The 26,161-nt window shown below is 41.3% G+C and carries 19 protein-coding genes; 14 read left to right on the forward strand and 5 right to left on the reverse strand.

Going from position 1 to position 26,161, the window contains the following annotated elements; translation table 11 throughout:
* Window positions 1-79 precede the first annotated feature (79 nt).
* Both pepA and AC3E7H_RS08200 read left to right on the forward strand, forming a co-directional pair.
* Window positions 80-1,144, forward strand: a complete 1,065-nt coding sequence (gene pepA, locus AC3E7H_RS08195; RefSeq protein WP_248034840.1) for a glutamyl aminopeptidase — start codon at window positions 80-82, stop codon at window positions 1,142-1,144.
* 24 nt (window positions 1,145-1,168) lie between these two features.
* Complete coding sequence (locus tag AC3E7H_RS08200; protein ID WP_049510283.1) at window positions 1,169-1,465, forward strand: bacteriocin immunity family protein; 297 nt, start codon at window positions 1,169-1,171, stop codon at window positions 1,463-1,465.
* A gap of 134 nt (window positions 1,466-1,599) precedes the next feature.
* Here the strand turns inward: AC3E7H_RS08200 and AC3E7H_RS08205 are convergent, their stop codons facing one another.
* Window positions 1,600-3,231: a Na/Pi cotransporter family protein gene (locus tag AC3E7H_RS08205; protein WP_485737181.1), complete on the reverse strand. Its 1,632-nt coding sequence runs from the start codon at window positions 3,229-3,231 to the stop codon at window positions 1,600-1,602.
* Window positions 3,232-3,536: 305 nt separating this feature from the next.
* Between AC3E7H_RS08205 and AC3E7H_RS08210 the strand changes: the two genes are divergently transcribed.
* The 7 genes from AC3E7H_RS08210 to AC3E7H_RS08240 all read left to right on the forward strand — a co-directional run bounded on the left by AC3E7H_RS08210 (window position 3,537) and on the right by AC3E7H_RS08240 (window position 14,865).
* Complete coding sequence (locus tag AC3E7H_RS08210; protein WP_490676361.1) at window positions 3,537-8,342, forward strand: endo-beta-N-acetylglucosaminidase; 4,806 nt, start codon at window positions 3,537-3,539, stop codon at window positions 8,340-8,342.
* Between the two features lie 237 nt (window positions 8,343-8,579).
* Window positions 8,580-9,779 carry a phosphoglycerate kinase gene (locus AC3E7H_RS08215; protein WP_001096781.1) on the forward strand — a complete coding sequence of 400 codons (1,200 nt, stop codon included), beginning with the start codon at window positions 8,580-8,582 and terminating at the stop codon, window positions 9,777-9,779.
* 135 nt (window positions 9,780-9,914) lie between these two features.
* Entirely contained in the window at window positions 9,915-10,871 is a 957-nt protein-coding gene (gene folP, locus AC3E7H_RS08220) for a dihydropteroate synthase (RefSeq protein WP_490676362.1), read from the forward strand.
* Between the two features lies 1 nt (window position 10,872).
* Window positions 10,873-12,171 (forward strand): bifunctional folylpolyglutamate synthase/dihydrofolate synthase, encoded by a 1,299-nt coding sequence (locus AC3E7H_RS08225; protein WP_490676363.1) that lies wholly within the window; start codon window positions 10,873-10,875, stop codon window positions 12,169-12,171.
* 1 nt (window position 12,172) lies between these two features.
* Window positions 12,173-12,727, forward strand: a complete 555-nt coding sequence (gene folE / locus AC3E7H_RS08230) for a GTP cyclohydrolase I FolE (protein WP_000380927.1) — start codon at window positions 12,173-12,175, stop codon at window positions 12,725-12,727.
* A 40-nt stretch (window positions 12,728-12,767) separates the two neighbouring features.
* The gene (folK, locus tag AC3E7H_RS08235) at window positions 12,768-13,589 is read left to right on the forward strand and encodes a 2-amino-4-hydroxy-6-hydroxymethyldihydropteridine diphosphokinase (protein WP_490676364.1); all 822 of its coding nucleotides are present in this window, start codon (window positions 12,768-12,770) and stop codon (window positions 13,587-13,589) included.
* Window positions 13,582-14,865 (forward strand): DUF308 domain-containing protein, encoded by a 1,284-nt coding sequence (locus AC3E7H_RS08240; protein ID WP_490676365.1) that lies wholly within the window; start codon window positions 13,582-13,584, stop codon window positions 14,863-14,865. Before folK ends, AC3E7H_RS08240 begins: the two co-directional genes overlap by 8 nt.
* Before the next feature lie 46 nt (window positions 14,866-14,911).
* Here the strand turns inward: AC3E7H_RS08240 and AC3E7H_RS08245 are convergent, their stop codons facing one another.
* Window positions 14,912-15,229, reverse strand: coding sequence for a DUF960 domain-containing protein (locus AC3E7H_RS08245; protein WP_000885928.1), 318 nt, complete (start codon window positions 15,227-15,229; stop codon window positions 14,912-14,914).
* A gap of 205 nt (window positions 15,230-15,434) precedes the next feature.
* Between AC3E7H_RS08245 and ccpA the strand changes: the two genes are divergently transcribed.
* Window positions 15,435-16,442, forward strand: a complete 1,008-nt coding sequence (gene ccpA, locus AC3E7H_RS08250; protein ID WP_049503580.1) for a catabolite control protein A — start codon at window positions 15,435-15,437, stop codon at window positions 16,440-16,442.
* A gap of 256 nt (window positions 16,443-16,698) precedes the next feature.
* Here ccpA and AC3E7H_RS08255 read toward each other — a convergent pair whose 3' ends face one another.
* Window positions 16,699-17,661 carry an asparaginase gene (locus AC3E7H_RS08255; protein WP_490676366.1) on the reverse strand — a complete coding sequence of 321 codons (963 nt, stop codon included), beginning with the start codon at window positions 17,659-17,661 and terminating at the stop codon, window positions 16,699-16,701.
* A 65-nt stretch (window positions 17,662-17,726) separates the two neighbouring features.
* On the opposite strand from AC3E7H_RS08255, the gene AC3E7H_RS08260 reads away from it, so the two are divergent.
* Entirely contained in the window at window positions 17,727-19,118 is a 1,392-nt protein-coding gene (locus AC3E7H_RS08260) for a Cof-type HAD-IIB family hydrolase (protein ID WP_490224692.1), read from the forward strand.
* Window positions 19,119-19,233: 115 nt separating this feature from the next.
* Here AC3E7H_RS08260 and AC3E7H_RS08265 read toward each other — a convergent pair whose 3' ends face one another.
* Window positions 19,234-19,686, reverse strand: a complete 453-nt coding sequence (locus tag AC3E7H_RS08265; RefSeq protein ID WP_414261072.1) for a universal stress protein — start codon at window positions 19,684-19,686, stop codon at window positions 19,234-19,236.
* A 147-nt stretch (window positions 19,687-19,833) separates the two neighbouring features.
* On the opposite strand from AC3E7H_RS08265, the gene AC3E7H_RS08270 reads away from it, so the two are divergent.
* Together AC3E7H_RS08270 and AC3E7H_RS08275 are read left to right on the forward strand one after the other, a co-directional pair.
* Window positions 19,834-20,673 (forward strand): metallophosphoesterase family protein, encoded by an 840-nt coding sequence (locus AC3E7H_RS08270; protein WP_025171251.1) that lies wholly within the window; start codon window positions 19,834-19,836, stop codon window positions 20,671-20,673.
* A gap of 71 nt (window positions 20,674-20,744) precedes the next feature.
* Entirely contained in the window at window positions 20,745-21,182 is a 438-nt protein-coding gene (locus tag AC3E7H_RS08275) for an Rrf2 family transcriptional regulator (protein WP_490676367.1), read from the forward strand.
* A gap of 191 nt (window positions 21,183-21,373) precedes the next feature.
* Here AC3E7H_RS08275 and AC3E7H_RS08280 read toward each other — a convergent pair whose 3' ends face one another.
* Window positions 21,374-22,843, reverse strand: a complete 1,470-nt coding sequence (locus AC3E7H_RS08280; protein WP_490676368.1) for an AcpB/EbpR/MafR family transcriptional regulator — start codon at window positions 22,841-22,843, stop codon at window positions 21,374-21,376.
* Window positions 22,844-23,122: 279 nt separating this feature from the next.
* On the opposite strand from AC3E7H_RS08280, the gene AC3E7H_RS08285 reads away from it, so the two are divergent.
* On the forward strand, window positions 23,123-26,161 hold a 3,039-nt coding region (locus AC3E7H_RS08285), incomplete at its 3' end, for a Rib/alpha-like domain-containing protein (RefSeq protein ID WP_490676369.1).

A 26,161-nucleotide genomic window follows, 5' to 3' on the forward strand; every position in this document is an offset into this window, starting at 1 on the left:
TTACTTGGTAAAATGTTGATTTCCACTACCTTTATCCTATAAAAAGTGGTAAAATGGTTGAAAGAAAGAAGGGATAGAAATGACAACATTATTTTCTAAAATCAAAGAAGTAACAGAACTTTCCGCTATCTCAGGTCATGAAGCACCTGTTCGCGCTTATCTTCGTGAAAAAATAACCCCTCACGTGGATGAAGTTGTGACTGATGGCTTGGGTGGTATTTTTGGGGTTAAACACTCAGAAGTTGAAAATGCACCTCGTGTCTTGGTAGCCTCTCACATGGATGAAGTTGGTTTTATGGTTAGTGAAATCAAGCCAGACGGAACCTTCCGAGTAGTCAGCATTGGTGGTTGGAACCCTATGGTTGTCAGCAGCCAACGCTTTAAACTCTTTACACGTGAAGGACGTGAGATTCCAGTAATTTCAGGTTCAGTTCCTCCACATTTGACTCGTGGCACAGGTGGACCAACCATGCCAGCTATTTCAGATATCGTTTTTGATGGTGGTTTTGCAGATAAGGCTGAGGCTGAAAGTTTTGGTATCCGTCCTGGAGATACAATCGTTCCAGATAGTAGCGCAATCCTAACTGCTAATGAAAAAAATATTATCTCAAAAGCATGGGATAACCGTTATGGTGTGCTCATGGTTAGCGAGTTGGCTGAAAACTTGTCAGGCCAAAAACTAGGAAATGAACTTTATCTTGGTGCTAACGTCCAAGAAGAAGTTGGACTTCGTGGTGCCCATGCATCTACAACAAAATTTGATCCAGAAGTATTTCTTGCAGTGGATTGCTCACCAGCAGGTGATGTTTATGGTGGTCAAGGGAAGATTGGTGATGGAACCTTGATTCGTTTCTATGATCCAGGTCACTTGCTTCTCCCAGGCATGAAAGATTTTCTTTTGACAACTGCTGAGGAAGCTGGAATCAAATACCAATACTATTGTGGAAAAGGTGGTACAGATGCAGGAGCAGCTCATTTGAAAAATGGTGGTGTTCCATCTACAACAATCGGTGTTTGTGCCCGTTATATCCACTCACACCAAACACTTTATGCCATGGATGACTTCTTAGAAGCTCAAGCTTTCCTACAAGCCTTGGTTAAAAAATTAGATCGCTCTACTGTAGATTTGATCAAAAATTATTAAACTGAAAAGATGGAGGTGATAGGTATGGAAGAACCAAACCTAGAAACCTTGATACGGGACCTTTACAATCATGCCCGTCAAAACTTGAGTGAAGATTTAGTGGCTGCACTCCTAGAAACTGCTAAGCAGTTGCCCAGCACCAATGAACGCTTGCTAGCAGTCCGACTTTCAGGGCTAGTCACACTTGAACTTCTCAAGAATCCCAAGACTCCAGCGCCAGAGTTAGTCAATCTGGCTCGCTATATCAAAAAGGAAGAAGCTAGGTACAAGGGTGCAGCTGCCTCTTCCTTTATGATTGGAGAGTTATTTAAAATGCTTTGATTCGAACGAATCAAAGCATTTTTTTATCTTATACTCTTCGAAAATCAAATTCAAACCACGTCAGCTTCACCTTGCCGTACTCAAGTACAGCCTGCGGCTAGCTTCCTAGTTTGCTCTTTGATTTTCATTGAGTATTAAATTTGTTCAGCTAAAACTTTTTCAGCAAGGTTCATTGCGTGATCTGACACGCGAGTGTAGTGTGAAATGATGTCGATAAAGTTGACACCTGCTTGGGTAGAACATTCACCATTGTTTAGGCGCTTGATGTGAGTCTTACGAAGGACACGTTCCATCTTGTTGATGGCTTCATGGCGTTCAATAAGAGCTTGAGCTTTTTGAAGGTCATTGTTTTCAACACTTTCAAGAGCATCTTTAACGAAATCGCTTGTTTGACGGTAAATCTCTTCCAATTCCTCTAGGGCTGAGTTAGAGAATTGAACATTCTTGCGTTGCAAGTAGTCGTTAAGATTAATCAAAGCTTCAGCGTGGTCTCCGATACGTTCCAAGTCACGAGAAGAGTCAAGGATATTTGTTAAGACTTCACTCTCTTTTTGACTCAATGCTTCACTAGATAGACTAATGAGGTAACGTGTTAATTTCTCGTCGATTGTGTTGATAGCTTCTTCAGTTTTGTGCCCTTTTTCAGCTACTTTTTCATTAGAATTGATAATGTAGTCGTAAGAAAGGTCAAATGCTTTAACCGCATAGTTTCCTAGGTGCAAGAGTTCTTTCTTGGCATTTCCTAAGGCGATAGAAGGAGCTTGTTTGATGAGTTGTTCATCCAAGTAAAGAGGTTCGTATTTTACAACTTCGTCTTCACCAGGGATTAGCTTAGTAACAAAGTAAGCCAGAGCACCGATGAATGGGAATTGTACAATGGTGTTACTTACGTTAAAGGCACCGTGTGAGAAGGCAATCGTCATCTCAGGTGAGAGGTGAAGTAAAGCTTGGAAGTACTCAATCATCGAAGTGAATGGGCCTAACAAGATTAAGCAGAGGATAGTTCCTAAAACGTTAAAGGTAACGTGTGTTGCTGCAACTCGTTTAGCAGATATGTTTGCTCCGGCTGCTGCGATAATAACCGTTAAGGTTGTACCGATATTATCTCCGAATAGGACTGGTAGTGCCCCTTTGAGGTCGAGGAATCCACCTGCATAGAGACCTTGTAGAATCCCGATGGTTGCAGAAGATGCCTGAATCAGAACGGTAATGACAGCACCAGCCACAACTCCCAAGATAGGATTTTGCCCCAAGGTAACCATGTATTCCTTAAACTGAGGCAAGTCTTTAAGAGGGCTCATCCCAGCACTAATGAGGTTGAGGGCGTAGAAGATACCACCCACACCAAAAAGGATACGTCCAATATTATTTGCAGTACGGTTTTTTGTAAAGAATAAGAACATGGTTCCAAGGAAAATCAAGGGTAGGGCATACTCGCCAAGTTTGAAACCGATGATGAAGGACGTTACGGTCGTTCCAATATTGGCTCCCATGATAATCCCGATGGCCTGTCTAAGGGTGAGGAGACTAGCACTAACCAGTCCAACCGTAATAACCGTTACACCTGTACTCGACTGGATGAGGGCAGTGACGACAATCCCCACTAAGACCCCTAAGAAGGGATTACTTGTGTACTTATCAATGTAATAACGAAGGCGGTCTCCAGCAGCTTGTTGCAAACCGTCTCCCATGGTCTTGATACTATATAAAAACAGTCCCAGACCACCTAAAAAGTGAAAAATAATTTCCTGCCAATTAATGGACATTTTCTTTTTCCTCCGAAAAATAATCGCGGAATTTCTCCCATTCTATTTTAAAGGATAAAAGTAAATCTAACAAGTAGTAAATGATCTTTTTTTGAGAAAAATGTTGATTTTATTCGAAAAATGGCAGATGATTGTCTAATTTATATTAATTCTTCACTTCTTTATAGTTCTTGAAGGGCTAGTGTTGACTCTTTTTCTAAATATCGTAAAATAAAAATGACCTGTTCTGTGTATTTTTGGAACAGCTACTTTTTTAATTCAAAAATAAAGCGCTTACTTTCGAGAGAAAGTCAAAGGAGAAAAAGATGAAGAATCCATTTTTTGAAAAACGTTGTCGCTATAGTATTCGAAAATTGTCAGTGGGTGCCTGCTCATTGATGATTGGTTCAGTTCTATTTGCAGGTCCAGCTTTGGCTGAAGAGTCTGTCGTTCCAGAAAACGGAACAACTACAGCAGTAGCTTCAGAGCAACCGTCAACCACTACTCCAGCAGAAGCAACCACACCAGCACCAGAAGTATTGAAGGAGCTGGAAGCAACTGAAGACAAGGCAAGCGAGCAACCAGTTTCAGAAGAAAAGCCAACCTTGGATCAATTGACTGCAGCTGATAAGGAAGCCACTAGTCCAGCTGCTGAAACTCCTAAGGCTGAAGAAACGCCTGCTACTACAGAAAATAAGCCAGAAGAAAAAGCTACTGTCGCTGACGTTCCTAAGAAAGAAGAAAAAAGTCTTCGACCAAAAGAAATTAAGTTTGACACATGGGAAGATTTGTTGAAATGGGAACCAGGTGCTCGCGAAGACGATGCTATTAACCGCTCTTCAGTAGAACTAGCCAAGCGCTATCGTGGACATGTAGTTAACGAAAAAGCTAATAAGGACGCTAAGGTTGAAGCTCTTGCTAACACTAACTCTAAGGCTAAAGACCATGCTTCTGTAGGTGGTGAAGAGTTTAAAGCCTACGCTTTTGACTACTGGCAGTACCTGAATTCCATGGTCTTCTGGGAAGGGCTCGTCCCAACTCCAGACGTGATTGATGCTGGTCACCGTAATGGTGTTCCTGTATTGGGTACACTCTTCTTCAACTGGTCAAATAGCATTGCAGACCAAGAAAAATTTGCTGCAGCCCTTCAACAAGACGAAGACGGAACTTTCCCTATCGCTCGTAAGTTGGTTGATTTGGCTAAATACTATGGCTTTGATGGCTACTTTATTAACCAAGAAACAACAGGTGATATCGTAACGCCTCTTGGTAAGAAAATGCGTGACTTCATGCTTTATACCAAGGAATATGCAGCTCAAGTCAATCACCCAGTCAAATATTCTTGGTATGACGCCATGACCTATGAATATGGTCGTTATCATGAAGATGGACTTGGTGAATACAATTACCAATTCATGGAAAAAGAGGGAGACAAGGTTCCTGCGGATCACTTCTTTGCCAACTTTAACTGGACCAAAGAGAAAAATGATTACTCTGTAACTATGGCAAAATGGCTTGGACGTAGTCAGTATGATGTTTTTGCAGGTTTGGAATTGCAACAAGGTGGTTCCTACAAGACAAAAGTGAAATGGGATGCCCTTCTAGATGAAAATGGCAAGCTTCGCTTATCACTTGGCCTCTTTGCACCTGATACTATCACGAGTCTTGGTAAGACAGGCGAAGACTATCATAAGAATGAAAATATCTTCTTTACAGGTTATCAAGGAGATCCAACTGGTCAAAAACCAGAGGACAAGGACTGGTACGGGATTGCCAACCTCGTAGCTGACCGCACACCAGCAGTTGGACGTAGCTTCACAACATCCTTTAACACTGGACATGGTAAAAAATGGTTTGTAGATGGTAAAGTTTCCAAGGATTCTGAATGGAACTATCGTTCTGTATCAGGTATCTTGCCTACATGGCGCTGGTGGCAAACATCATCAGCTGCTAAACTCCAAGCTGACTATGACTTTGAAGACGCCTACAATGGAGGAAATTCACTCAAGTTTGCGGGTGATTTAGCTGAAAATACTAACCAAGATGTTCGTCTCTACTCTACAAGACTGGAAGTAACAGATAAAACGAAACTCCGTGTCGCCCATAAAGGTGGTAAGGGAAGCAAGGTCTATGTAGAATTTGCAACTCAGAAAAACTATACTTATGGTGGCGAGAATGCTCGTAAAGAGCTGACTCTATCTGACGATTGGACAAAAGACGAATTTGACTTGAGCGCCTTGGCAGGTCAGACCATTTACGGTATCAAACTTACTTTTGAAAATACTGCTGCCCTTAAGGGATATCAATTTAACTTGGGTGAGTTGACTGTAACAGATAATCAAGAGGCTCCTCAAGCACCAACAGCTCTTAAAGTAGCTAAACAATCCCTGAAAAATGCTCAAGAAGCAGAAGCCATTGTCCAATTTACTGGAAATAAAGATGCTGATTTCTATGAAGTTTATGAGAAGGATGGCGATGCTTGGCGCCTATTGACAGGCTCATCTGCCACTACGATCTACCTACCAAAAGTTAGCCGTTCATCTAGTGCAACTGGTACTGGTCAGGAGTTGAAGGTTGTCGCAGTCGGTAAGAACGGACTTCGCTCTGAAGCAGCAACTACAAACCTCGAGTGGGGAATGACTGTCCAAGATACCAGCCTTCCAAGACCTCTTGCAGAAAATATCGTTCCAGGGGCTACTGTTATCGGAAGTACCTTCCCAGATACAGAAGGCGGAGAAGGTATCGAAGGTATGTTGAATGGGACCATCACCAGTCTATCTGACAAATGGTCTTCTGCTCAATTGAGTGGTAGCGTTGATATCCGTTTGACACAACCACGCCGTGTTGTTAGATGGGTCATGGACCACGCAGGAGCTGGTGGAGAGTCTGTTAATGATGGCTTGATGAACACCAAAGACTTTGACCTTTACTACAAAGATGAAGCAGGCGAATGGAAACTAGCTAAGGCTGTTCGTGGCAATAAAGCCCATGTTTCGGATATCACCCTTGATAGCCCAATCACTGCGCAAGACTGGCGCTTGAATGTCATCACGTCTGACAATGGAACACCGTGGAAAGCCATTCGTATCTACAACTGGAAGATGTATGAAACTCTTGATACGGAGAGCCAAAACATTCCAATGAGTAAAGTTGCAGCGCGTGTTCTAACAGACAATAAGGTTCAGCTCGGCTTCTCAGAAGTTCCTGCTGGGGCAACCATCACAGTCTATGACAAGGCAGATTCACAAACTCCAATCGCTACCTTAAATACAGCAGTTGGAGGGGATTTGGCGACAGAACCATTGAGCTTTGAAAAACGTCCAAGTCTTCTTTACTACCGAACACAATTGCCAGGGAAAGAAATCAGTAATACTCTTGCTGTGACGATTCCTCAGGATGAAAGAAAGATTAAGGCTGTCAGTCTAGAAGTGGCACCTAAAAAGACAAGTTACCAAGATGGTGAGGAATTGAATCTCAAGGGTGGTCTTCTCCGTGTCAAATACGAAGGTGAAGAAGCAGACGAAGTCATCAACCTTAGCCATGCAGGTGTTGTAGTCAACGGCTACGATGCTCACCATCATGGTGAACAAGAGTTGACAGTAGCCTATCTTGGTCTTCCAGTTGCAGGTAGCTTTAAGGTTCAAGTGACCGGTGAAGAAGCTGGTCCAAAAGAAGTCGTAGCCTTGTATATTAGCAAGCAACCGAAAATTGACTACTTGGTAGGCGATACTCTTGACTTATCAGAAGGACGTTTCAAGGTCTTGTATGATGATGAAACGGAGACTGAACATAACTTTACAGACCAAGGAGTCGAAATTACAGGCTATGATTCTCAAAAAACAGGCCGTCAAAAACTTCAGTTGCACTATCAAGGACAAACTGTCGAATTTGATGTTCTAGTATCACCTAAGGCAGCTGTCAACGACGAATACCTGAAACAAGAAATCACATCTGCCCAAGGACGCAAAGAAACAATAGCTTATACATTTGCTGATGCAGCAAAACAAGCAGCTCTAGTTGAGAAGATTGATGCAGCGAAAGCGATCTTAGAAAATCATGATGCTAGTCAAGAAACAGTCAACCAAGCCTTGAATGACTTGAAACAAGCAGGTTCTGACTTGAATGGTGTACAGCTTTATCAAACAGCTAAGGAAGAGCTTGAAACTCTTCTAGGAAAAGTTCGTGAGAAAAATGCAGACGATCCAATCATCGCTCAAGCAGAAACTCTTATTGGCTCAATAAATCCAACTCCAGAAGCATTTGCCAACCTCAAGGAAGAACTCAATAAAAAACTCCTTGTTAAAGAAAGCCATCATGTAGGTAGCTTAGAAGAAGGCGAAACTGCGCCAACAGTTGAAGCACTACCTGAATTAGTGGTTGAGACAGAAACTCAAGCCTTCGAGCGTCAAGAACGTCCGTCAGGAGACCTCTTGTTGGGTGAACGACGTCTTGTTCAGGCTGGTGCAGAAGGTCAAATCCGTCATTTGATTGAAGTGGATGCCAAAGGCAACCGTACTCTTCTTCAGACAGAAGTCGTCAAGGAAGCAGTGGCAGAGATTACCGAGATTGGTACTAAGATTGAAAGTAGCACTCAACCGCTTGACGGTCCAAAAGTCTTAGAAGTTAAGAAACCAAGCTTGGTTGTGGAAGAAGAAGTTCTTGCCTATGGACATGAAGAACGAGTAAATCCTAGTCTCCCAGTAGGAGAACGTCGCTTGGTTCAAGTAGGAGTTGCAGGCCTTCGTAGAAACCTTGTAGAGATTGATTCTGAAGGACATCGCAGTCTTAAGGGGACAGAAGTTCTCAAGGAAGCCGTAACTGAAATTGTTGAAGTCGGTACAAAAGTAGTTAAAGTACCAGGTGACAGACCAGTTACGCCTGCTCCAACGACTCAAGATACTAAGAAGGAAACTACAAAAACAGAACCTAAGACTGAAACATCCGTTTCTCCAGTTCAAGTAAGCCAAGTGGCGAAGCAAGAACCAGCAGAAGCAAAAGCACAAGCTGAAAAGACTGAAGGAAAACAACTTCCAAATACAAGTGCAGAAGTAGATGCAAACCTCCTAGCCCTTGGCTTGGTCGGAGTTTTAGGTGGCTTTGGCTTGCTAGCTCAAAAGAAAAAAGAAGATTAAGATAGAGAGTGTATCTAACACTGACTTCATATAATAAAAAAGATTTGACTTTTAAGGGTCAAATCTTTTTGTATAGGGGAGGAGAATAAAAATGGCAAAGTATTCTGTCGTAGTTACAAGCACTGTCCTGAATTAATCGAGAAAAATTGTTGTGGATAAAAGTTTAAGGTTTTGCTATCTCTTTTATTGATTTTGTGATATAATTAACACGTAAAAAAAATTAAGGAGTCTTTCCAAATGGCAAAATTGACTGTTAAAGACGTTGAGTTGAAAGGGAAAAAAGTTCTCGTTCGTGTTGACTTCAACGTTCCTGTAAAAGATGGCGTGATTACTAATGACAACCGTATCACTGCAGCTCTTCCAACTATCAAGTACATCCTTGAACAAGGTGGACGTGCGATTCTCTTCTCTCACCTTGGACGTGTAAAAGAAGAAGCAGACAAAGCTGGTAAATCACTTGCTCCTGTTGCTGCTGACTTGGCTGCTAAATTGGGTCAAGAAGTTACATTCCTTCCAGGTGTAACTCGTGGTGCTGAATTGGAAGCAGCTATCAACGCTCTTGAAGATGGACAAGTTCTTTTGGTTGAAAACACTCGTTTTGAAGATGTTGACGGTAAGAAAGAATCTAAAAACGATCCTGAACTTGGTAAATACTGGGCATCACTTGGAGATGGTATCTTCGTAAATGATGCATTCGGTACAGCTCACCGTGCACACGCATCTAACGTTGGTATCTCAGCAAACGTTGAAAAAGCAGTTGCTGGATTCCTTCTTGAAAACGAAATTGCTTACATCCAAGAAGCTGTTGAAGCTCCAGAACGTCCATTTGTGGCTATCCTTGGTGGTTCAAAAGTTTCAGATAAGATCGGTGTTATCGAAAACTTGCTTGAAAAAGCTGATAAAGTTCTTATCGGTGGTGGTATGACTTACACATTCTACAAAGCACAAGGTATCGAAATCGGTAACTCACTTGTAGAAGAAGACAAATTGGATGTCGCTAAAGCTCTTCTTGAAAAAGCAAACGGCAAATTGATCTTGCCAGTTGACTCAAAAGAAGCAAACGCATTTGCTGACTACACTGAAGTGAAAGACACTGAAGGTGAAGCAGTAGACCCAGGATTCCTTGGTTTGGATATCGGTCCTAAATCTATCGCTAAATTCGACGAAGCTTTGACTGGTGCGAAAACAGTTGTATGGAACGGACCTATGGGTGTATTTGAAAACCCTGACTTCCAAGCTGGTACAATCGGTGTGATGGACGCTATCGTGAAACAACCAGGCGTTAAATCAATCATCGGTGGTGGTGACTCAGCTGCCGCAGCTATCAACCTTGGTCGTGCAGACAAGTTCTCATGGATCTCTACTGGTGGTGGAGCATCAATGGAACTTCTTGAAGGTAAAGTTCTTCCAGGACTTGCAGCTTTGACTGAAAAATAAGAATATAAAAAAGGAGAACTCAGCTTCTCCTTTTTTTTGCGTTCTTTTAAAGTATGGGAGTACCGAGGGATAATTGGACAGAATCCAAAAAAAACAGTAAAATAGAGGAATACCAATCTAAATGAAATTTGAGTGATGAACGTGGAAAAAAGAGACAATCTTACAAAAACAGCTATTTGCGGTATTATCAATGTCACCCCAGATTCTTTCTCTGACGGGGGTCAATTTTTTGCTATTGAAGAAGCCTTAAAACAAGCTCGAAAATTGATAGCTGAAGGTGCCACTATTTTAGATATCGGTGGAGAGTCTACTCGGCCTGGAAGTAGCTATGGCTATGTTGAGATAGAAGAGGAAATCCAACGTGTCGTTCCAGTGATTAAAGCTATCCGTCAAGAAAGTGATGTTCTGATTTCGGTAGACACTTGGAAAAGTCAAGTTGCAGAAGCAGCTCTAAAGGCTGGGGCCCATATAGTCAATGACATTACAGGTCTTATGGGGGATGAGAAGATGGCGGAAGTGGTTGCCAAAGCTGGAGCTCAGGTAGTCATCATGTTTAATCCAGTAATGGCACGCCCTCAGCACCCTAGTTCACTTATCTTCCCTCATTTTGGCTTTGGAGAGCCTTTTACAAAGGAAGACTTAGAAGAGTTTGAACAACTATCAGTAGAAGAATTGATGACAGTTTTCTTTGATCGTGCACTGGCAAGAGCGGAAAAAGCAGGAATTTCGAAAGAAAAGATCATGCTAGATTCTGGGATTGGCTTTGGCTTGACCAAAAAGGAAAATCTCATACTTCTACGTGACCTTGATAAATTACACGAGATGGGCTATCCTATCTTTTTAGGAGTCTCTCGCAAGCGCTTTGTCATCAATATTCTGGAAGAAAATGGTTTTGAAGTAAACCCAGAAACTGAAGCAGGCTTCCGAAATCGTGATACTGCTTCAGCTCATGTGACCAGTATCGCTGCTAGACAGGGTGTAGAAGTGGTGCGTGTACACGATGTAGCCAGCCACAAGATGGCAGTCGAAGTTGCATCAGCCATCCGTCTGGCAGATGATGCGGAAAATTTAAACTTGAAACAATATAAATAAGATGAATAAAAACGAAACGAATCAGTGGATAGCTAACTATCGGACAGACCAACCGCATTTTGGTTTGGAGAGGATGGTGGAGCTATTAGCCCTACGTGGCAATCCCCATCTGAAACTCAAGGTTATCCATATCGGAGGAACCAATGGTAAGGGGTCTACTATAGCCTTTTTGAAGAATATATTGGGAAAGATGGGGCTAAGAGTTGGAGTCTTTAGCTCACCCTATCTGATTCATTATACCGATCAGATTGCCATTAATGAGGAATCTATCCCAGAAGCAAGATTAGAGGCCTTGATGGTAGACTATCGCTCACTACTTGAAGGGGAGCATGCTCATGATTTGCAGGGGACGACAGAGTTTGAGATTATCACTGCTATAGCCTATGACTATTTTGCTTCTGAGCAAGTCGATGTGGCCATTATGGAAGTAGGTATGGGTGGACTTTTGGATAGTACCAATGTTTGTCAGCCTATCTTAACAGGTATTACGACCATTGGCCTGGATCACGTAGCTTTACTAGGGGATAGCTTGGAAGCTATCGCGGAGCAGAAAGCTGGAATTATCAAACAAGGAGTTCCCCTGGTAACGGGGAATATTGTCCCAGAAGGCTTAGCAGTTATCAACCAAATCGCGAAAGCGAAAGAGGCTCCTAGGCTTGTTTATGGGGAAGATTATCAAGTTAGCCATCATGAGAGTGTGGAGACGGGTGAAATCTTTGATTATTCAAGCCCGCTTAGACAAGGTCGCTTTCAGACAGGATTGCTGGGTTTGCACCAGATAGAGAATGCTGGGATGGCCATAGCTTTACTTGATACTTTTTGTAAAGAAGATGGTCGAGAATTAGCTAGTAATAACATAGTGGCTCAAGCCTTAGAAGAAACAAGTTGGCCAGGACGCTTTGAAGTTGTTTGTAGAGAACCCTTAATGATCTTGGATGGGGCCCACAATCCTCATGCCATAAAGGCTTTAGTAGCAACCTTGCAAGAACGATTTGCTGATTATCACAAGGAAATACTTTTTACATGTATCAAAACCAAGGCCTTGGAGGATATGTTAGACTTGTTAGGAACTTTGCCAGATACTGAGCTGACATTGACTCACTTTGATGATGGTCGAGCGACAGACGAAAAAGTACTAAAAAAAGTAGCTTATTCTAGAAATCTCAACTATCAAAGTTGGCAGGAATTTCTAGACCAAAAAATGACAGAAAATGAAGAGAAAAAAACAGTTAGGATTATCACGGGCTCATTATACTTTTTAGCCCAAGTGAGAACCTACCTAATGGAGAGGAAAAATTAGAATGGATACACAAAAAATTGAAGAAGCTGTAAAAATGATTATCGAGGCAGTTGGTGAGGATGCAAATCGCGAAGGCTTGCAGGAAACACCAGCCCGTGTCGCTCGTATGTACCAAGAGATTTTTTCAGGTCTTGGGCAAACTGCTGAAGAGCACCTGTCAAAATCCTTTGAGATTATTGATGACAATATGGTAGTGGAAAAGGATATCTTTTTCCATACCATGTGTGAACACCACTTTTTACCATTTTATGGCCGAGCCCATATTGCCTACATTCCTGATGGGCGTGTAGCAGGCTTATCAAAGTTAGCTCGTACAGTGGAAGTCTACTCTAAAAAGCCACAGATTCAAGAGCGTTTGAATATCGAAGTGGCTGATGCCTTGATGGAGTATTTGGGAGCCAAGGGAGCCTTCGTTGTCATTGAAGCAGAACATATGTGTATGAGTATGCGCGGTGTTCGAAAACCAGGAACTGCAACCTTGACCACAGTGGCTCGTGGTCTATTTGAGACAGATAAGGATCTTCGTGATCAAGCTTATCGTCTCATGGGACTTTAAAAAATCCGCGTTAAGCGGATTTTTCTAGAAAGGACTAGTTATGGATCAACTGCGAATTAAAGACCTAGAAATTTTCGCCTTTCATGGACTTTTTCCTAGTGAGAAAGAACTGGGGCAGAAGTTTGTCGTTTCAGCCACCCTATCCTATGATATGACCAAGGCTGCGACAGACTTGGATTTAACTGCTTCTGTCCATTACGGAGAACTTTGCCAGAAATGGACGACATGGTTTCAGGAAAATACTGAAGATTTGATTGAAACAGTAGCCTACAAACTAGTAGAGCGTACTTTTGAGACCTACCCTCTCGTTCAAGAGATTGAGCTGGAACTAAAAAAACCTTGGGCACCTATCCATCTACCGCTGGATACTTGTTCAGTAACCATTCACCGTCGCAAACAGCGTGCCTTTATTGCTTTAGGAAGCAATATGGGGGATAAGGCGGCTAATCTCCAGCAAGCGATTGCCAAAATGCAAGTTCGTGGTATCCACATTCTCAAAGAATCTAGTGTGATTACGACCGAGCCTTGGGGTGGTGTGGAGCAGGATAGCTTTGCCAATCAAGTCATTGAAGTGGAAACCTGGTTGCCAGCTCCAGTCTTGTTAGAAACCTTGTTAGAGATTGAATCAGAGATGGGACGGGTTAGAGAGGTTCCTTGGGGACCTCGCTTGATTGACCTAGATTTGCTTTTTGTAGAGGACCAGATCATCTATACAGACGACCTCATCTTGCCTCATCCTTATATTGCTGAACGCCTCTTTGTCCTAGAATCACTCCAAGAAATAGCTCCGCATTTCATCCATCCAACACTGAAACAACCGATCCGCCACTTGTATCGTCAATTGGAGAAAGAAAATGCCTAAGTTTTTCGAAACTTATAGTAAATGGAAAAGTCTAGGGGAAGGAATGCTAGCTATTATCCTAGGTCTTCTCTTGATTTGTTTTGGACAGATTGTACCGAGGCTTGGTTATCAACTCTTGATGGCCTACTTTTCCTTGTCGACTGTTTGGCATTTATTGACACGATGGTTTCAGGAAAAGTCCCGTAGAGAAAATATTTTTGTGACCATAGCCAAGTTAGGACTTGCTGTCATTCTATTTGATTCAGTCATCCTGCAAGGGATAGCTCTCTATGTCTTAGTCATTGCTATTGGAAGTTATCAATTGTTTACAGGTTTGATTAGCCTGATTACCTGGTTGATTTACCGAAATAATCATATCCATCCGAGGCTCAATTACTTATTTGATGCTTTGTGGATGATGGGATTTGGTCTCTATAGTATCTCCCCTTTTCATGATGCAACAAATTTTGAATTGCTCTTACTTGGTTTTTACTTACTGATGTTAGGGGTAAGTAGTCTCAGAGATGGTTTCTTTTTTGAAAAAGGAATCCCTAATCCTAGGCTTAAGCGGAAGATACGAATGACCCTGCCCATTTTTGTAACAGCTCTAATTCCTATCAATACCCTACGTCGATTGAATAAATGGTTTTCTAATCATGAGTCCGAAGAAGGGAAAGTACATTCAGAGAGAAAAAATGACCAGACAGTTGATATGGAAATTTTTATCCATACTTCAGAATCCTCTTTCTTTTTAGCCATGGGGCATGTGGATATCTGCTATCAAGGTCAGGTTATTTCCTATGGTTCTTATGATCCTCACTCGGAACGTTTATTTGGGATGATTGGGGATGGGGTTCTATTTAAGGCTAATCGAGAAAAGTATATCGAACTCTGTAAGAGAGAAAGTCAGAAAACTCTATTCGCCTACGGCTTAAGCTTGTCTGAGCAACAGAAAAAAGCTATAGAAGAACAACTGAGAGAAATTGAAGAACTCTTAATTCTTTGGGAACCAAGTTCTCAACTCATGAAAAGAAGAGAAGGGGAGATCAAGCATACCTACTCCTATCAGCTGAAACACGAGGCTGATGCCACTCTTTATAAGTTCAGTTCGTCCAAGTTTAAGACCTATTTTGTTCTCAGTACAAATTGTGTCTTATTGGCTGACTCTATCGTGGGTAAAGCCGGAACAGATATTCTCAGCCCCCAAGGATTTATCGTCCCAGGAACTTATCAGGATTATCTTGACTTAGAATACACCAAACCAAGTGGTATAGTAGTCAGTCGTTCCATTTATTAGCAAAAAGAAAACTCTAGTTTCCTAAGTAGAGAGGAGACTAGAGTTTTTAAAATAGGTCATTTTCTTCTGGTAGGAGAATGGTTTCCTTCCCATCCATATCCATGACCAGAACTTTAGGTGGATAGAGTGGGTCGAAGGGATGATTGAAGTCGAAGTCAATCGTTGTTGGTAGATGTTGACTAGAAAAACGAAAAGTGATGGAGCCTTCATGATTCAACAGTCGAAATTCCAATTCATCTTCTAGCTCAAAAACATGCTTTAAAAAATGATCGATTATATACCAGATTGAATCGATAACATCGTCGGGTAAATTGGTCACCACACCGAAACTGGCACATCGTCTATGAGAATCTGTAAAAGCCATCCCTATCTCCTGATTGATTTTCTTATTATCATACTGCAAACTGCTAGAAAAATCAAGAAAAGTCAACTACCTTTAAAAAGATGAGAATGATTCTGAAATTTTTTCAACGAATCTTCATCAAATGCTTGAAAATGCTTACAAGTAGTGGTAAAATGGAAACAGTAGAATCATGAAAACAAAATTTTCAAAGTAGAAAGGAAACGGAATGAACACAGATGATACAGTAACAATTTATGACGTTGCCCGAGAAGCGGGAGTGTCAATGGCAACTGTCAGTCGTGTTGTCAATGGCAATAAGAACGTCAAAGAAAACACCCGTAAAAAAGTCCTAGAGGTCATTGATCGCCTTGACTACCGTCCTAACGCAGTAGCTCGTGGTCTAGCAAGTAAGAAAACTACAACAGTTGGAGTTGTTATTCCAGATATCACAAACACTTATTTCTCTACCCTTGCTAAAGGGATTGACGATATCGCGGAAATGTACAAATACAACATCGTCCTTGCTAATAGTGATGAGGATGATGAAAAGGAAGTATCTGTGGTCAATACTCTCTTTTCTAAACAGGTGGATGGCGTTATCTTCATGGGTTATCATTTAACTGAGAAGATTCGCTCAGAGTTTTCACGCTCACGCACACCTGTGGTTCTTGCAGGAACAGTGGACATAGAACACCAACTTCCAAGTGTCAATATTGACTATAAACATGCTACTGTTGATGCAGTCCGCCATCTCTTGAAACGAAATAAAAAAATTGCCTTCGTTAGTGGACCATTAGTGGATGATATTAATGGTAAGATTCGCTTAGCTGGTTACAAAGATGCTTTGAAAGAAGCGGGAATTAACTACAGTGAAGGTCTTGTTTTTGAATCAAAATACCGTTATGATGATGGTTATGCCTTGGCAGAACGCTTGATTTCTTCTAAAGCAACAGCAGCGATTGTAACAGGTGATGAATTAGCGGCAGGTGTTTTGAACGGACTTGCTGACAAGGGAGTTTCTGTACCGGAAGACTTTGAAATTATCACCAGTGATGATTCACAAATCGCGCGCTATACTCGTCCAAACCTAACCACCATTGCGCAACCTTTGTATGATCTTGGTGCTATTAGTATGCGTATGTTGACGAAGATTATGCATAAGGAAGAGTTAGAAGAGCGTGAAGTTCTTTTGCCACATGGTTTGGTAGAACGTCATTCAACTCGTAAAGATTAACAAAAAGAGGTCGGGATAAAAATCCCGACCTCGCTTTTTAGTAGTAAAAACTTTTTGGTTAATGGTTCAAGCATCAAGTTGATGGTAGAATGCTTGCGGGGTAACTAGAAAACAAGACTTGATCTAGTAATTTCTATCTCACCGACTTTTTTATACTCAATGAAAATCAAAGAGCAAACTAGGAAACTAGCCGCAGGCTGTACTTGAGTACGGCAAGGCGACGTTGACGAGGTTTGAATTTGATTTTCGAAGAGTATTATCCTTCCATATAGGCTCGTAATTCCTCTCCTGTAAGGCCAGCATTGATAGCGATGAGGAGTTTGAGACGAGCCTTTTGAGCATTGAGCTCTTTGACAAAGAAGACACCAGCATTTTGCAGGCAAACGCCACCACCTTCATAGGCATAAACAGGTTCGGCAATCCCGTTAAAACAACGAGAGACTAAGGCGATTGGAAGTCCTTCTTGGATAAGGTTGTTCAATTTTTGTGCTGTTTCATTGGGAACATTTCCAGCACCGAAAGCCTGGATAATGAGTCCATCCAGTTGGTCAACGGGAAGCAAATCGAGGAGTTCTTCTGTCATACCGGCATAGACAGGGATAATAGGGACCAAGCCTTGAATCTTATCAAGGTCAAAACGAACACGGGGTTCAGCTGTTTTGAAGTAGAGAATTTCGTGTTTCATGATGAGTCCAAGGGGGCCGTGGGTCGGCGTTTGAAAGGTGCTAACATTTGTTGTGTGCGTCTTGGTCACATACTTAGCAGCGTGAATTTCGTCATTCATCACGACCAAGACACCCTTATCAGCAGCCTTATCGTCACTCGCGACGCGTAGGGCACTGAGATAATTGTAGACGCCGTCGCTTCCAAGTTCGTTGGAACTACGCATGGCCCCTGTTAGCACAATCGGTTTGTGAGGAACCTCCATAGTATCAAGGAAATAGGCAGTTTCCTCCAAGGTATCTGTCCCATGTGTAATCACGAAACCGTCATAATGATCAGCCTCCTCTTTAATTTTTTGATAGAGGGCCAGCATATGCTTTGGTTTAATATGGGGACTTGGCAGATTAAAAAAGTCGAGGGCGTGGACTTCAACTCCCTCAAGTGGATTGGATACATGATTCATAGGGTTGTCTTGACTAGTCACAACAGCGCCAGAGTCATCGGCTTGCATGGAAATAGTACCACCCGTATGTAAAACAAGGATTTTCTTAGGCATGATTTACTCACTCTTTCTGAAATGTGGTATAATCATTGTATCACAAAAGGGGAGATTGAGGTAGGATGGAAGTCAAAGCTGTTTTTTTTGATATCGATGGAACACTGGTCAACGATCGCAAGAGTGTTTTGAAATCCACTAAGGACGCGATTAAGATTGTGAAGGACCAGGGAGTGCTTGTTGGAGTAGCGACAGGGCGAGGACCTTTTTTTGTTAAGGATTTAATGGATGATTTAGATCTGGATTTTGCTGTAACTTATAACGGCCAATATATCTTTAATAAAGACAGAGTCTTGTTTACAAGTCCTCTTTCCAAATCTCATTTACGGCAGTTGATAGCTTATGCCAAAAAAGAGGGCAAGGAGATTGCTTTGGGGACCAAGGATGCCATGCTGGGTTCAAAAATCATGTCTTTTGGTCTTGGTTCTTTTTCGCAAAGAGTGAGTCGTTTTGTTCCCTCTATGTTGACCCGTACAGTTAGTCATTCCTTTAATCGAATGGTGAGTAAGGTCGTTCCTCAGAAGGAAGAAGACTTGCTCCAGTTGATGAATCAGCCCATTTATCAAGTTTTGATGCTAATGACGCCAGAAGAATCTGAAAAAGCGGCAGCTGATTTTCAAGACTTGAAATTGACTCGCAGTAATCCTTTTGCGGCCGATGTCATCAATCAAGGAAATTCCAAGCTAGAAGGCATTCGCCGAGTCGGAAAAGAGTATGGTTTTGATCTCAATCAAGTCATGGCCTTTGGTGACTCGGACAATGACCTAGAGATGCTGGCGGGTGTTGGGATGTCAGTCGCTATGGGCAATGGTAGTAGCAGTGTCAAGGAAGTGGCGAAGCATATCACAACCAGCAACCAACAAGATGGGATTCACAAAGCTTTAGAGCATTTTGGTGTTCTGGCTTCAGAAAAAGTCTTTGTCAGCCGTGATTACCATTTTAATAAGGTCAAGACCTTCCATCACATGATGGATGAACGAACTCAAGAGGAGCCCCAAGCTTGGGACTTAGAAGGTGCCACCCATAGAGCGGGATTTAAGATAGAAGAATTAGTGGAGTTTGTCCGAGCTGCTAGCTCTTCTGAAGAAGATTTCGAACAGGCAGTAGGACAGTTACACCAAGCTCTTGATCAAGCAGCAGAGAAAGTTACTAAGAAAACGCCTGCTAAGCAAGATTTGGTAGGGCAAGTGGATGCCTTGATTGACACCCTATACTTCACCTATGGTAGCTTTGTTTTGATGGGGGTGGATCCAGAGCGGATTTTTGACATTGTCCATCAAGCCAATATGGGTAAAATGTTCCCTGATGGAAAAGCTCATTTTGATCCAGTGACCCACAAAATCCTAAAACCAGATGACTGGGAAGAAAAATACGCTCCAGAACCAGCTATTAAAAAGGAGATTGAGCGCCAGATAAAGGCCTATGAGCGCCATAAGGAAAGAGAAGATAAAAAATAGGCGATAGCGGAGGAAGCCTGGAATGATGTTTTGAGTTCCTAGTTTCAACTACGACATCAATAGTTTATAAAAAAATGAGGTTAGGAGAAAAATCCCAACCTCATTTCTGTTTTTATTACAAAGTTTTATCCTTATCTCTAACGACGAGAAGGTCAACGCTGGTATGGCGTAGGATATATTCTGATGAAGAACCAACTAGCAGGCGCTCAAAAGCATTGAGTCCTGTTGCCCCAACTAAAATCAAATCAACCTTTTCTTTTTCTGGAATTGTTTTAGCTAAGAGAGTTTTAGGGTTACCCATCTCAATAACAACTTTAATGTCTGTGAGCCCAGCATCTTTTGCACGCTTTTCGTATTCAGCCATCAAATCGTTGGCCTCTACTTGCAATTCTTCGTAAACTTCGGCATCAAATGTTGAGATGCTTTGAAGAGCACGTGTGTCAATGACGTGGGCAATCGTTAGTTTTGCCTGGTTACGTAGTGCTGAATGAACCCCTTTGATGAAAGCCAAGTCAGCTTCCTTAGAACCGTCAACCGCTACCATGATGTTTTCATAACGTTGTGCCATAGCAAAAACCTCCTCATTCTTATTACATTCATTGTATTCCTTTTCACTAAAAAAGTAAAGTAAAAAACGATAGGAAGAAGATAGATGCTTTTTGACTTTGACTTGGAGTTTGTTATAATAAAACTAGAAAAGCTAAGAGGAAGAGATATGACAAAAATCGCAGTATTATCGGATATACATGGCAATACAACAGCCTTAGAAGCTGTTCTGGCAGATGCCCAGGAGTCAGAGGTTGATGAGTATTGGCTCTTGGGAGATATACTCATGCCTGGAACAGGACGAAAAAATATTCTCCAGATACTGGACACTTTACCCATCACCCATAGAGTTTTAGGGAATTGGGAGGAGAGCTTGTGGCGCGCCTGCCATCGTCAGTTAGATGAAACCAGACCCAGTCATCGTTATCTCTTACGCCAATGTCAGTATATTATGGAAGAGCTCAGCATCGAGGAAATTGAGGCACTGCAGGACTATCCCTTGCAAGTGCACCGCCAGTTTGGAGATTTGAAACTAGGGATTAGCCACCACTTGCCTGATAAAAATTGGGGACGAGAGCTGATTCATCTTGGGAAGCAAGAGGACTTTGACCGTCTTGTCACCAATCCTGACTGCGATATTGCCATTTATGGTCATATCCATCAACAGTTTCTTCGGTATGGTAGTGGTGGCCAGCTTATCCTGAATCCAGGTTCCATTGGTCAACCCTTCTTTTTATCTGAAAATTTACGCAAGGACTTACGTGCTCAGTACATGATTTTAGAGTTTGATGAAAAAGGCTTGAAAGATATCGATTTTCGCCGGGTTAATTATGATATTGAGGCAGAATTACAGCTAGCCAAAGACTTAAATTTACCCTACTATCAAGTTTATTATGAAAGTTTGGTTAATGGGATTCACCATACCCATAATCAGGAACTACTTCATGAAATTGCCCAAAGTCAAGGGCATGATGCAGAACTAGATGACTGGCTTAGTGGTAACTCTTGACATTACAACTACAAGAGATATAATAAATATAAGTAAAAAACGAACTAGTCTAATAGAAAAAGGAGAATCTTATGCAAATTTCAAGTCGATTTACCATCGCGACCCATATGTTGATTATCATAGCCTTGAAAGGGAAAGAAAGTAAGGTGACCAGTGATTTTCTTGCTAGTAGCGTTGGAGTCAATCCTGTCATTATCCGTAAGACCTTATCTCAACTGAAAAAAGTTGAGTTGATCTCAGTTGCGCGTGGAACTGGTGGTGCAGAGATTATCAAAGACCTAGAGGATATCAGTCTTTTAGATGTTTACCAAGCAGTTGAGTGTCTAGGAAAGACTGGTCAACTCTTTAGTTTTCATGACAATCCAAATCCAGCCTGTCCAGTTGGTGCAAATATCCATGGGATTTTAGATGAAAAATTACAAAAGATTCAGCTAGCCATGGAGCAGGAACTGAGTCAAACCAGTCTTGCCCAAGTTGTAGCAGATGCAGAAGCAAGGATAGAGAAATAGAAACTATACAAGTAGCAGAAAGAGTCTTTTTGGTTTAAAGCATTGAATCCCTTTTTTAAAAAATCAAAAAAGTAAAAAGAGAAGAGAACAGAACTTCAATTATCGGAGTTCCGGTCTCTTCTCTTTTATAGGTTATAGAAATTGTTTTCTAAGATTCGGATGATTAAGCGACTCTAATTTTCAATATTTTTTTAAAGATCACCAAGCGAGATGGTGTTCAGTTCGCTAATAACTTGAAGCTGGGGCATACGTCCAATATTGATTAGTTTTGGATGCTTTAAACCTTCGACATCAAAGTTGGTTAAAATGGCATCATATCCAGCCTCCATAATCTCATCAACATTCAATGTAGCCTTGTCCCATGTTTCAAACTGGATATTTTTAGAAGTGTAGTATTTATAGAGAGAGATGAGGGACCGAGGATGAGCAAAGTCAAATTCACTCAAAACAAGGACACGAACCTTATTCTGAGATTCTAACAGTTGTTCCATCAAATCTGAAGCGTGAGTCAAGAGAGTGTAAACCAGATGGACGACAGCGTGCGCCAGTTCTTTTTGTCCCAAGCTAGACTTATAACGCATCATTTCGAAAACAGCCGCTTCGTAAAATTCAGGGAAGAATTTCTGGATTTTTTTGAGCGTATAGGATTTATTATGAGAAATGATGGATTCTGAGTTGATTTCTTGACGTTCAAGAAGAGCGGTATTGTGTAGGTGCCAGACTAGCTCGTCTGTATTTGTAAAGTGAATTCCAAATTCACGAGTCAAATTATCGAGGACATCTCGAGCAGCGTGGTAAGAGTGGTCAACTTCCTTATCATCTGAACGGGCGGCTAGAAAATCTTCAACAGTATAGAAGATTCCTTTTTGAGTATAAGAATCAAAGATTTGTTCTAAGGTATGACGGTTAACCTCGATATTCAGACGCTTAGCCAATGGTTCGAGTTGATCTTGGAACTCTGGCAGTTGATTATATAAAGGAAGATCATTTGTAGAATCGCTCGTTGTTTGGATGGTAGCACCGATCTTAAATCGGTGCAAATTAACAGCTATTTGTGTTTCTAGCTGCAACAAGTTAGCATAATTGGCAGGAAATCCTGTCATTTTAAGAAAGAAAGCAACAAATTCTTCAATATCTTTCTTAGAATCAGTAAATGGCCATTTGAAGTAACCATAGGCTTCATGGAAATACTGGGCAAAAAAGAAACGGATGTCTTTTTCGTCTCCAATGATAGAGATTGGAGTGACCTTGAGTTTGAAGCGGTATTTATTTTGCAAGGTATGATTAATCTCAGCAACTTTTTTTCGAAGTGCAGGAAGCGAAACATCAAGAGTTTGAGCTAGATGTTCATAGGTGAATGGTTCTTCTAATAAAAAGAATGCTCTCAAAACTTGGAAGTTAGAAGAATCTTGTAAAATGTGGCGGTAAATTCGTTCAATGCCTAAATTGTTATTATTGGCGAGTCTGATACCAGCTGTTGAAGATTGGATTTCGAAGCAAGAGAGAACTTCGCGCATCTCCTTGATATCGCTTTTAATGATACGGGTGTTGATATCTAGGTCTTCTGCTAGGGGATCTAGGTGGATCCAGTCTGGATTTTCAAATAAATATTCTAAAATTCTTAATTGCCTTTGTTCTTTTTGAGTCAATAGGGCTCTCATAAATCGTTCCTCCTGTAATAAAATTGATTATAACGAACAAAAATCATATTTTTCAAGATGTTAGTTATTATATCACAAGTAAATCAAAAAAACAAAGAATTTGGCCTGCGTTTATTATATTATATTTTAGTAAAAAATCATTGCTTTAGAATTTTTTTGTATCGAAAAAAATTTTTAAATATATAGTTTAAAATAATTGACTAAAACAAAGCTATGTTTTATAATTTAAATTGTATGTTAAAGACATGCTATAATTTTTAAAATTAGGAGAAAAGATTCATGTATTTTAATCGAAAAAATGCAGAACAAAAGAATTGGCGTATGATCAAAAAAGGAAAACATTTCCTTTTCGGTTGTTCGCTTGTTTTTGCGGTTGGAGCAGCGTTAGTAGCTCCATCAGTCAAAGCAGATGCAGTAGAAGCTAAGCCAGAAGCTAGCTCTACAGCAGAGGGGGTTAAGCCAGCTGCAGCTGAAGAGAACCCAACTTATGCAGCACCAGCTGTAGAAGTAGCTCCAGCAGCAGTGGCTGAAGAAAAAGTTAAAACTACTCAAAATTCGAAAGAAGAACCAGTAGTTGCGCCTGAAAAAGCTAAGGAAGCAGATAGCATCCAAGCTCCAGAGGTGACAGTGGTCTACAATCCATCAGCACTTACTGATGAAGAAAAAGCAAAAGTAGTAGCAGCTGTTAAGGCAGCTAACTCTAAAGCAACTGATGTTCAAGTTCAAGCAGACGGATCAGTAGTTGTTAATTTTGCAGATGGTTCAAGTGCACGCTTGTCAGCAGCTCAAACTATTAAAGATGGCTCTCAAGTAGCTAAATCACGTAGAGCACGTGCGGCAGTAGCGGCTCCAGTCATCACTTCAAACCTTGATGGAAAAGGAAGTTCTGCAACGGATGTAACTGTCCAAGCACCAGCAGGTTCAACTGTTAAACTCTACAATAATGATGGTGTTGTTATCGGTCAAGCAGTAGCAAATGCTCAAGGTGTAGCTACTGTTACGCCAACAAATAGCCTTCCTGTAGGTGAAATCACTGCTACAGCTACACCAGCAGGCGAAAGTGAGTCTCCTAAGAGTGCACCTGTAACAGCGACACGACCAACATTGACAACTGTAGAAGGTGGTGTTTCAAGAGGGAACGATAGTGATAATACCCAACTACTCGTTACCAAATCACACATCACTGTTTATCCAGGTGAATCTGTTAAGATTGGTGTTGTAGCAGTATCTAAAGAGATGGAAAACTTTTCGGTTCCTAATAATCCAGACGGTGTCAAGGGTTTGCTTCCTAGAGGTGTTTTCTTGAAGTCAGGTGGGAAAGGTGAAGATGTTGAACCCGTTAAAAGACGTAATAACGGATACGGAGGTACTGTTGATTGGGACCAACCAGCAGGTGATACTGTTGTGACCTTCTCAGTTAGAAGTAAGAATAATGTAGTTGTAACGAGAAATCTGAAAGTTACCGTTTTGGAACTTACTAAGAAGCTTGATGCTGTTCCAGGTGAAAAAGTAGAAGTTGCTGATCTTAACAATGTTTCTGAAGACGAGAAAAATAAAATTATCGCAGCAACTAAAAAAGCAAATGCAAGTTTCCCTCCAGGCACTTTATATAATGTTGATCAAAGAGGAAATCTTGTCGTTACATATCCTGATAAATCAACAGATAAGATTGACGCTTCATATCTAGTTACTCCATCAAATAAACCTGCTGACACTAATAAGCCAGCAGGCCAAGCGCCAGAGATCACTTCAGATCTATCAGGTAAAGCAAGTACGCCAACTGATGTGACAGTTAAAGCAGAACCTGGTTCTACAGTGAAGCTTTACAATAATGACGGAGTTGTGATCGGTGAGGCAGTAGCAAACGATCAAGGTATTGCTACTATCTCTCCAATAAATAGTCTTCCAGAAGGACAAATTACAGCGACAGCTACACCAGCAGGTGGAAGTGAATCTCCTAAGAGCACTACGATTACGGCGACTCGTGCAGAAAAGCCTGAAGTGGACGGAGGTGTTTCAAGAGGAAACGATAATACCCAACTTCTCGTTACCAGATCACATATCACTGTTTATCCAGGTGAATCTGTTAATGTTGGTGTTACAGCAGCATCTAATGCGATTCAAAACTTCTGGGTTCCTAACAATCCAACAGCTGTCAAGGGCTTGAAACCTACAGGTTATTACATATCGACAGCTGGAACAGATACCATTAGACAACGTTCAGCCGGATACGGAGGTACTGTTGATTGGGACCAACCAGCGGGTGATACTGTTGTGACCTTCGCAGTTAGAAGTAAGAAAAATGCAGTTGTAACGAGAGACCTGAAAGTTACCGTTTTGGAACTTACTAAGAAGCTTGATGCTGTTCCAGGTGAAAAAGTAGAAGTTGCTAATCCTAACAATGTTAGTGAAGAAGAGAAAAACAAGATTATCGCCGCAACTACAAAAGCAAATGCAAGTTTCCCTCCAGGTACTACATATAGTGTCGATGAAAAAGGAAACCTTGTCATTACTTATCCTGATAAATCTACAGATAAGATTGCAGCAGCATACTTAGTTACTCCAGCTGCTAGGGAAACAGACAAGTACACACCAACAGCTAAAAATCAAACTGTTAAACAAGGTGAAACACCAGACGCTAAAGGCTCAATTGACAATGCTGGTGAACTTCCAAGTGGTACTACCTTTGCTTATAAGACACCAGTAGATACAGCAACCAAAGGTGAAAAAGACGCGATAGTAGTAGTTACTTATCCCGATAAGTCAACTGATGAAGTTCCAGTTAAAGTAACTGTAAAAGATCCACGTAGCGATGCAGATAAGAACGATCCAAAACCTAAAGCTCAAGACATTTACAAGGGTTCAACACCAGACGCTAAAGGCTCAATCGCCAATGCTGGTGACCTTCCATATGGTACTAGCTTTGCTTATAAGACACCAGTAGATACAGAAACACCAGGTGAAAAAGACGCGACAGTAGTTGTAACATACCCAGACGGATCTAAAGATGAAGTTCCAGTTAAGGTGACTGTAGAAGATCCAGATAAGACATCTGCAGAAAACAACACTCCAACAGCTAAAGATCAAACTGTTAAAGTTGGTGAGGAACCAAAAGCAGAAGCTTCAATCGGAAACTTTGACAAACTTCCTAAGGGAACAAAAGCAGAGTTCAAGACACCAGTAGATACAACAACACCAGGTGAAAAAGACGCGATAGTAGTAGTTACTTACCCAGATTCGTTAACTTATGAAGTTCCAGTTAAGGTTACTGTAAAAGATCCACGTAGCGATGCAGATAAGAACACCCCAGTAGCGAAA

The organism is Streptococcus sp. SCPM-O-B-15304 (M98), from assembly GCF_058200215.1.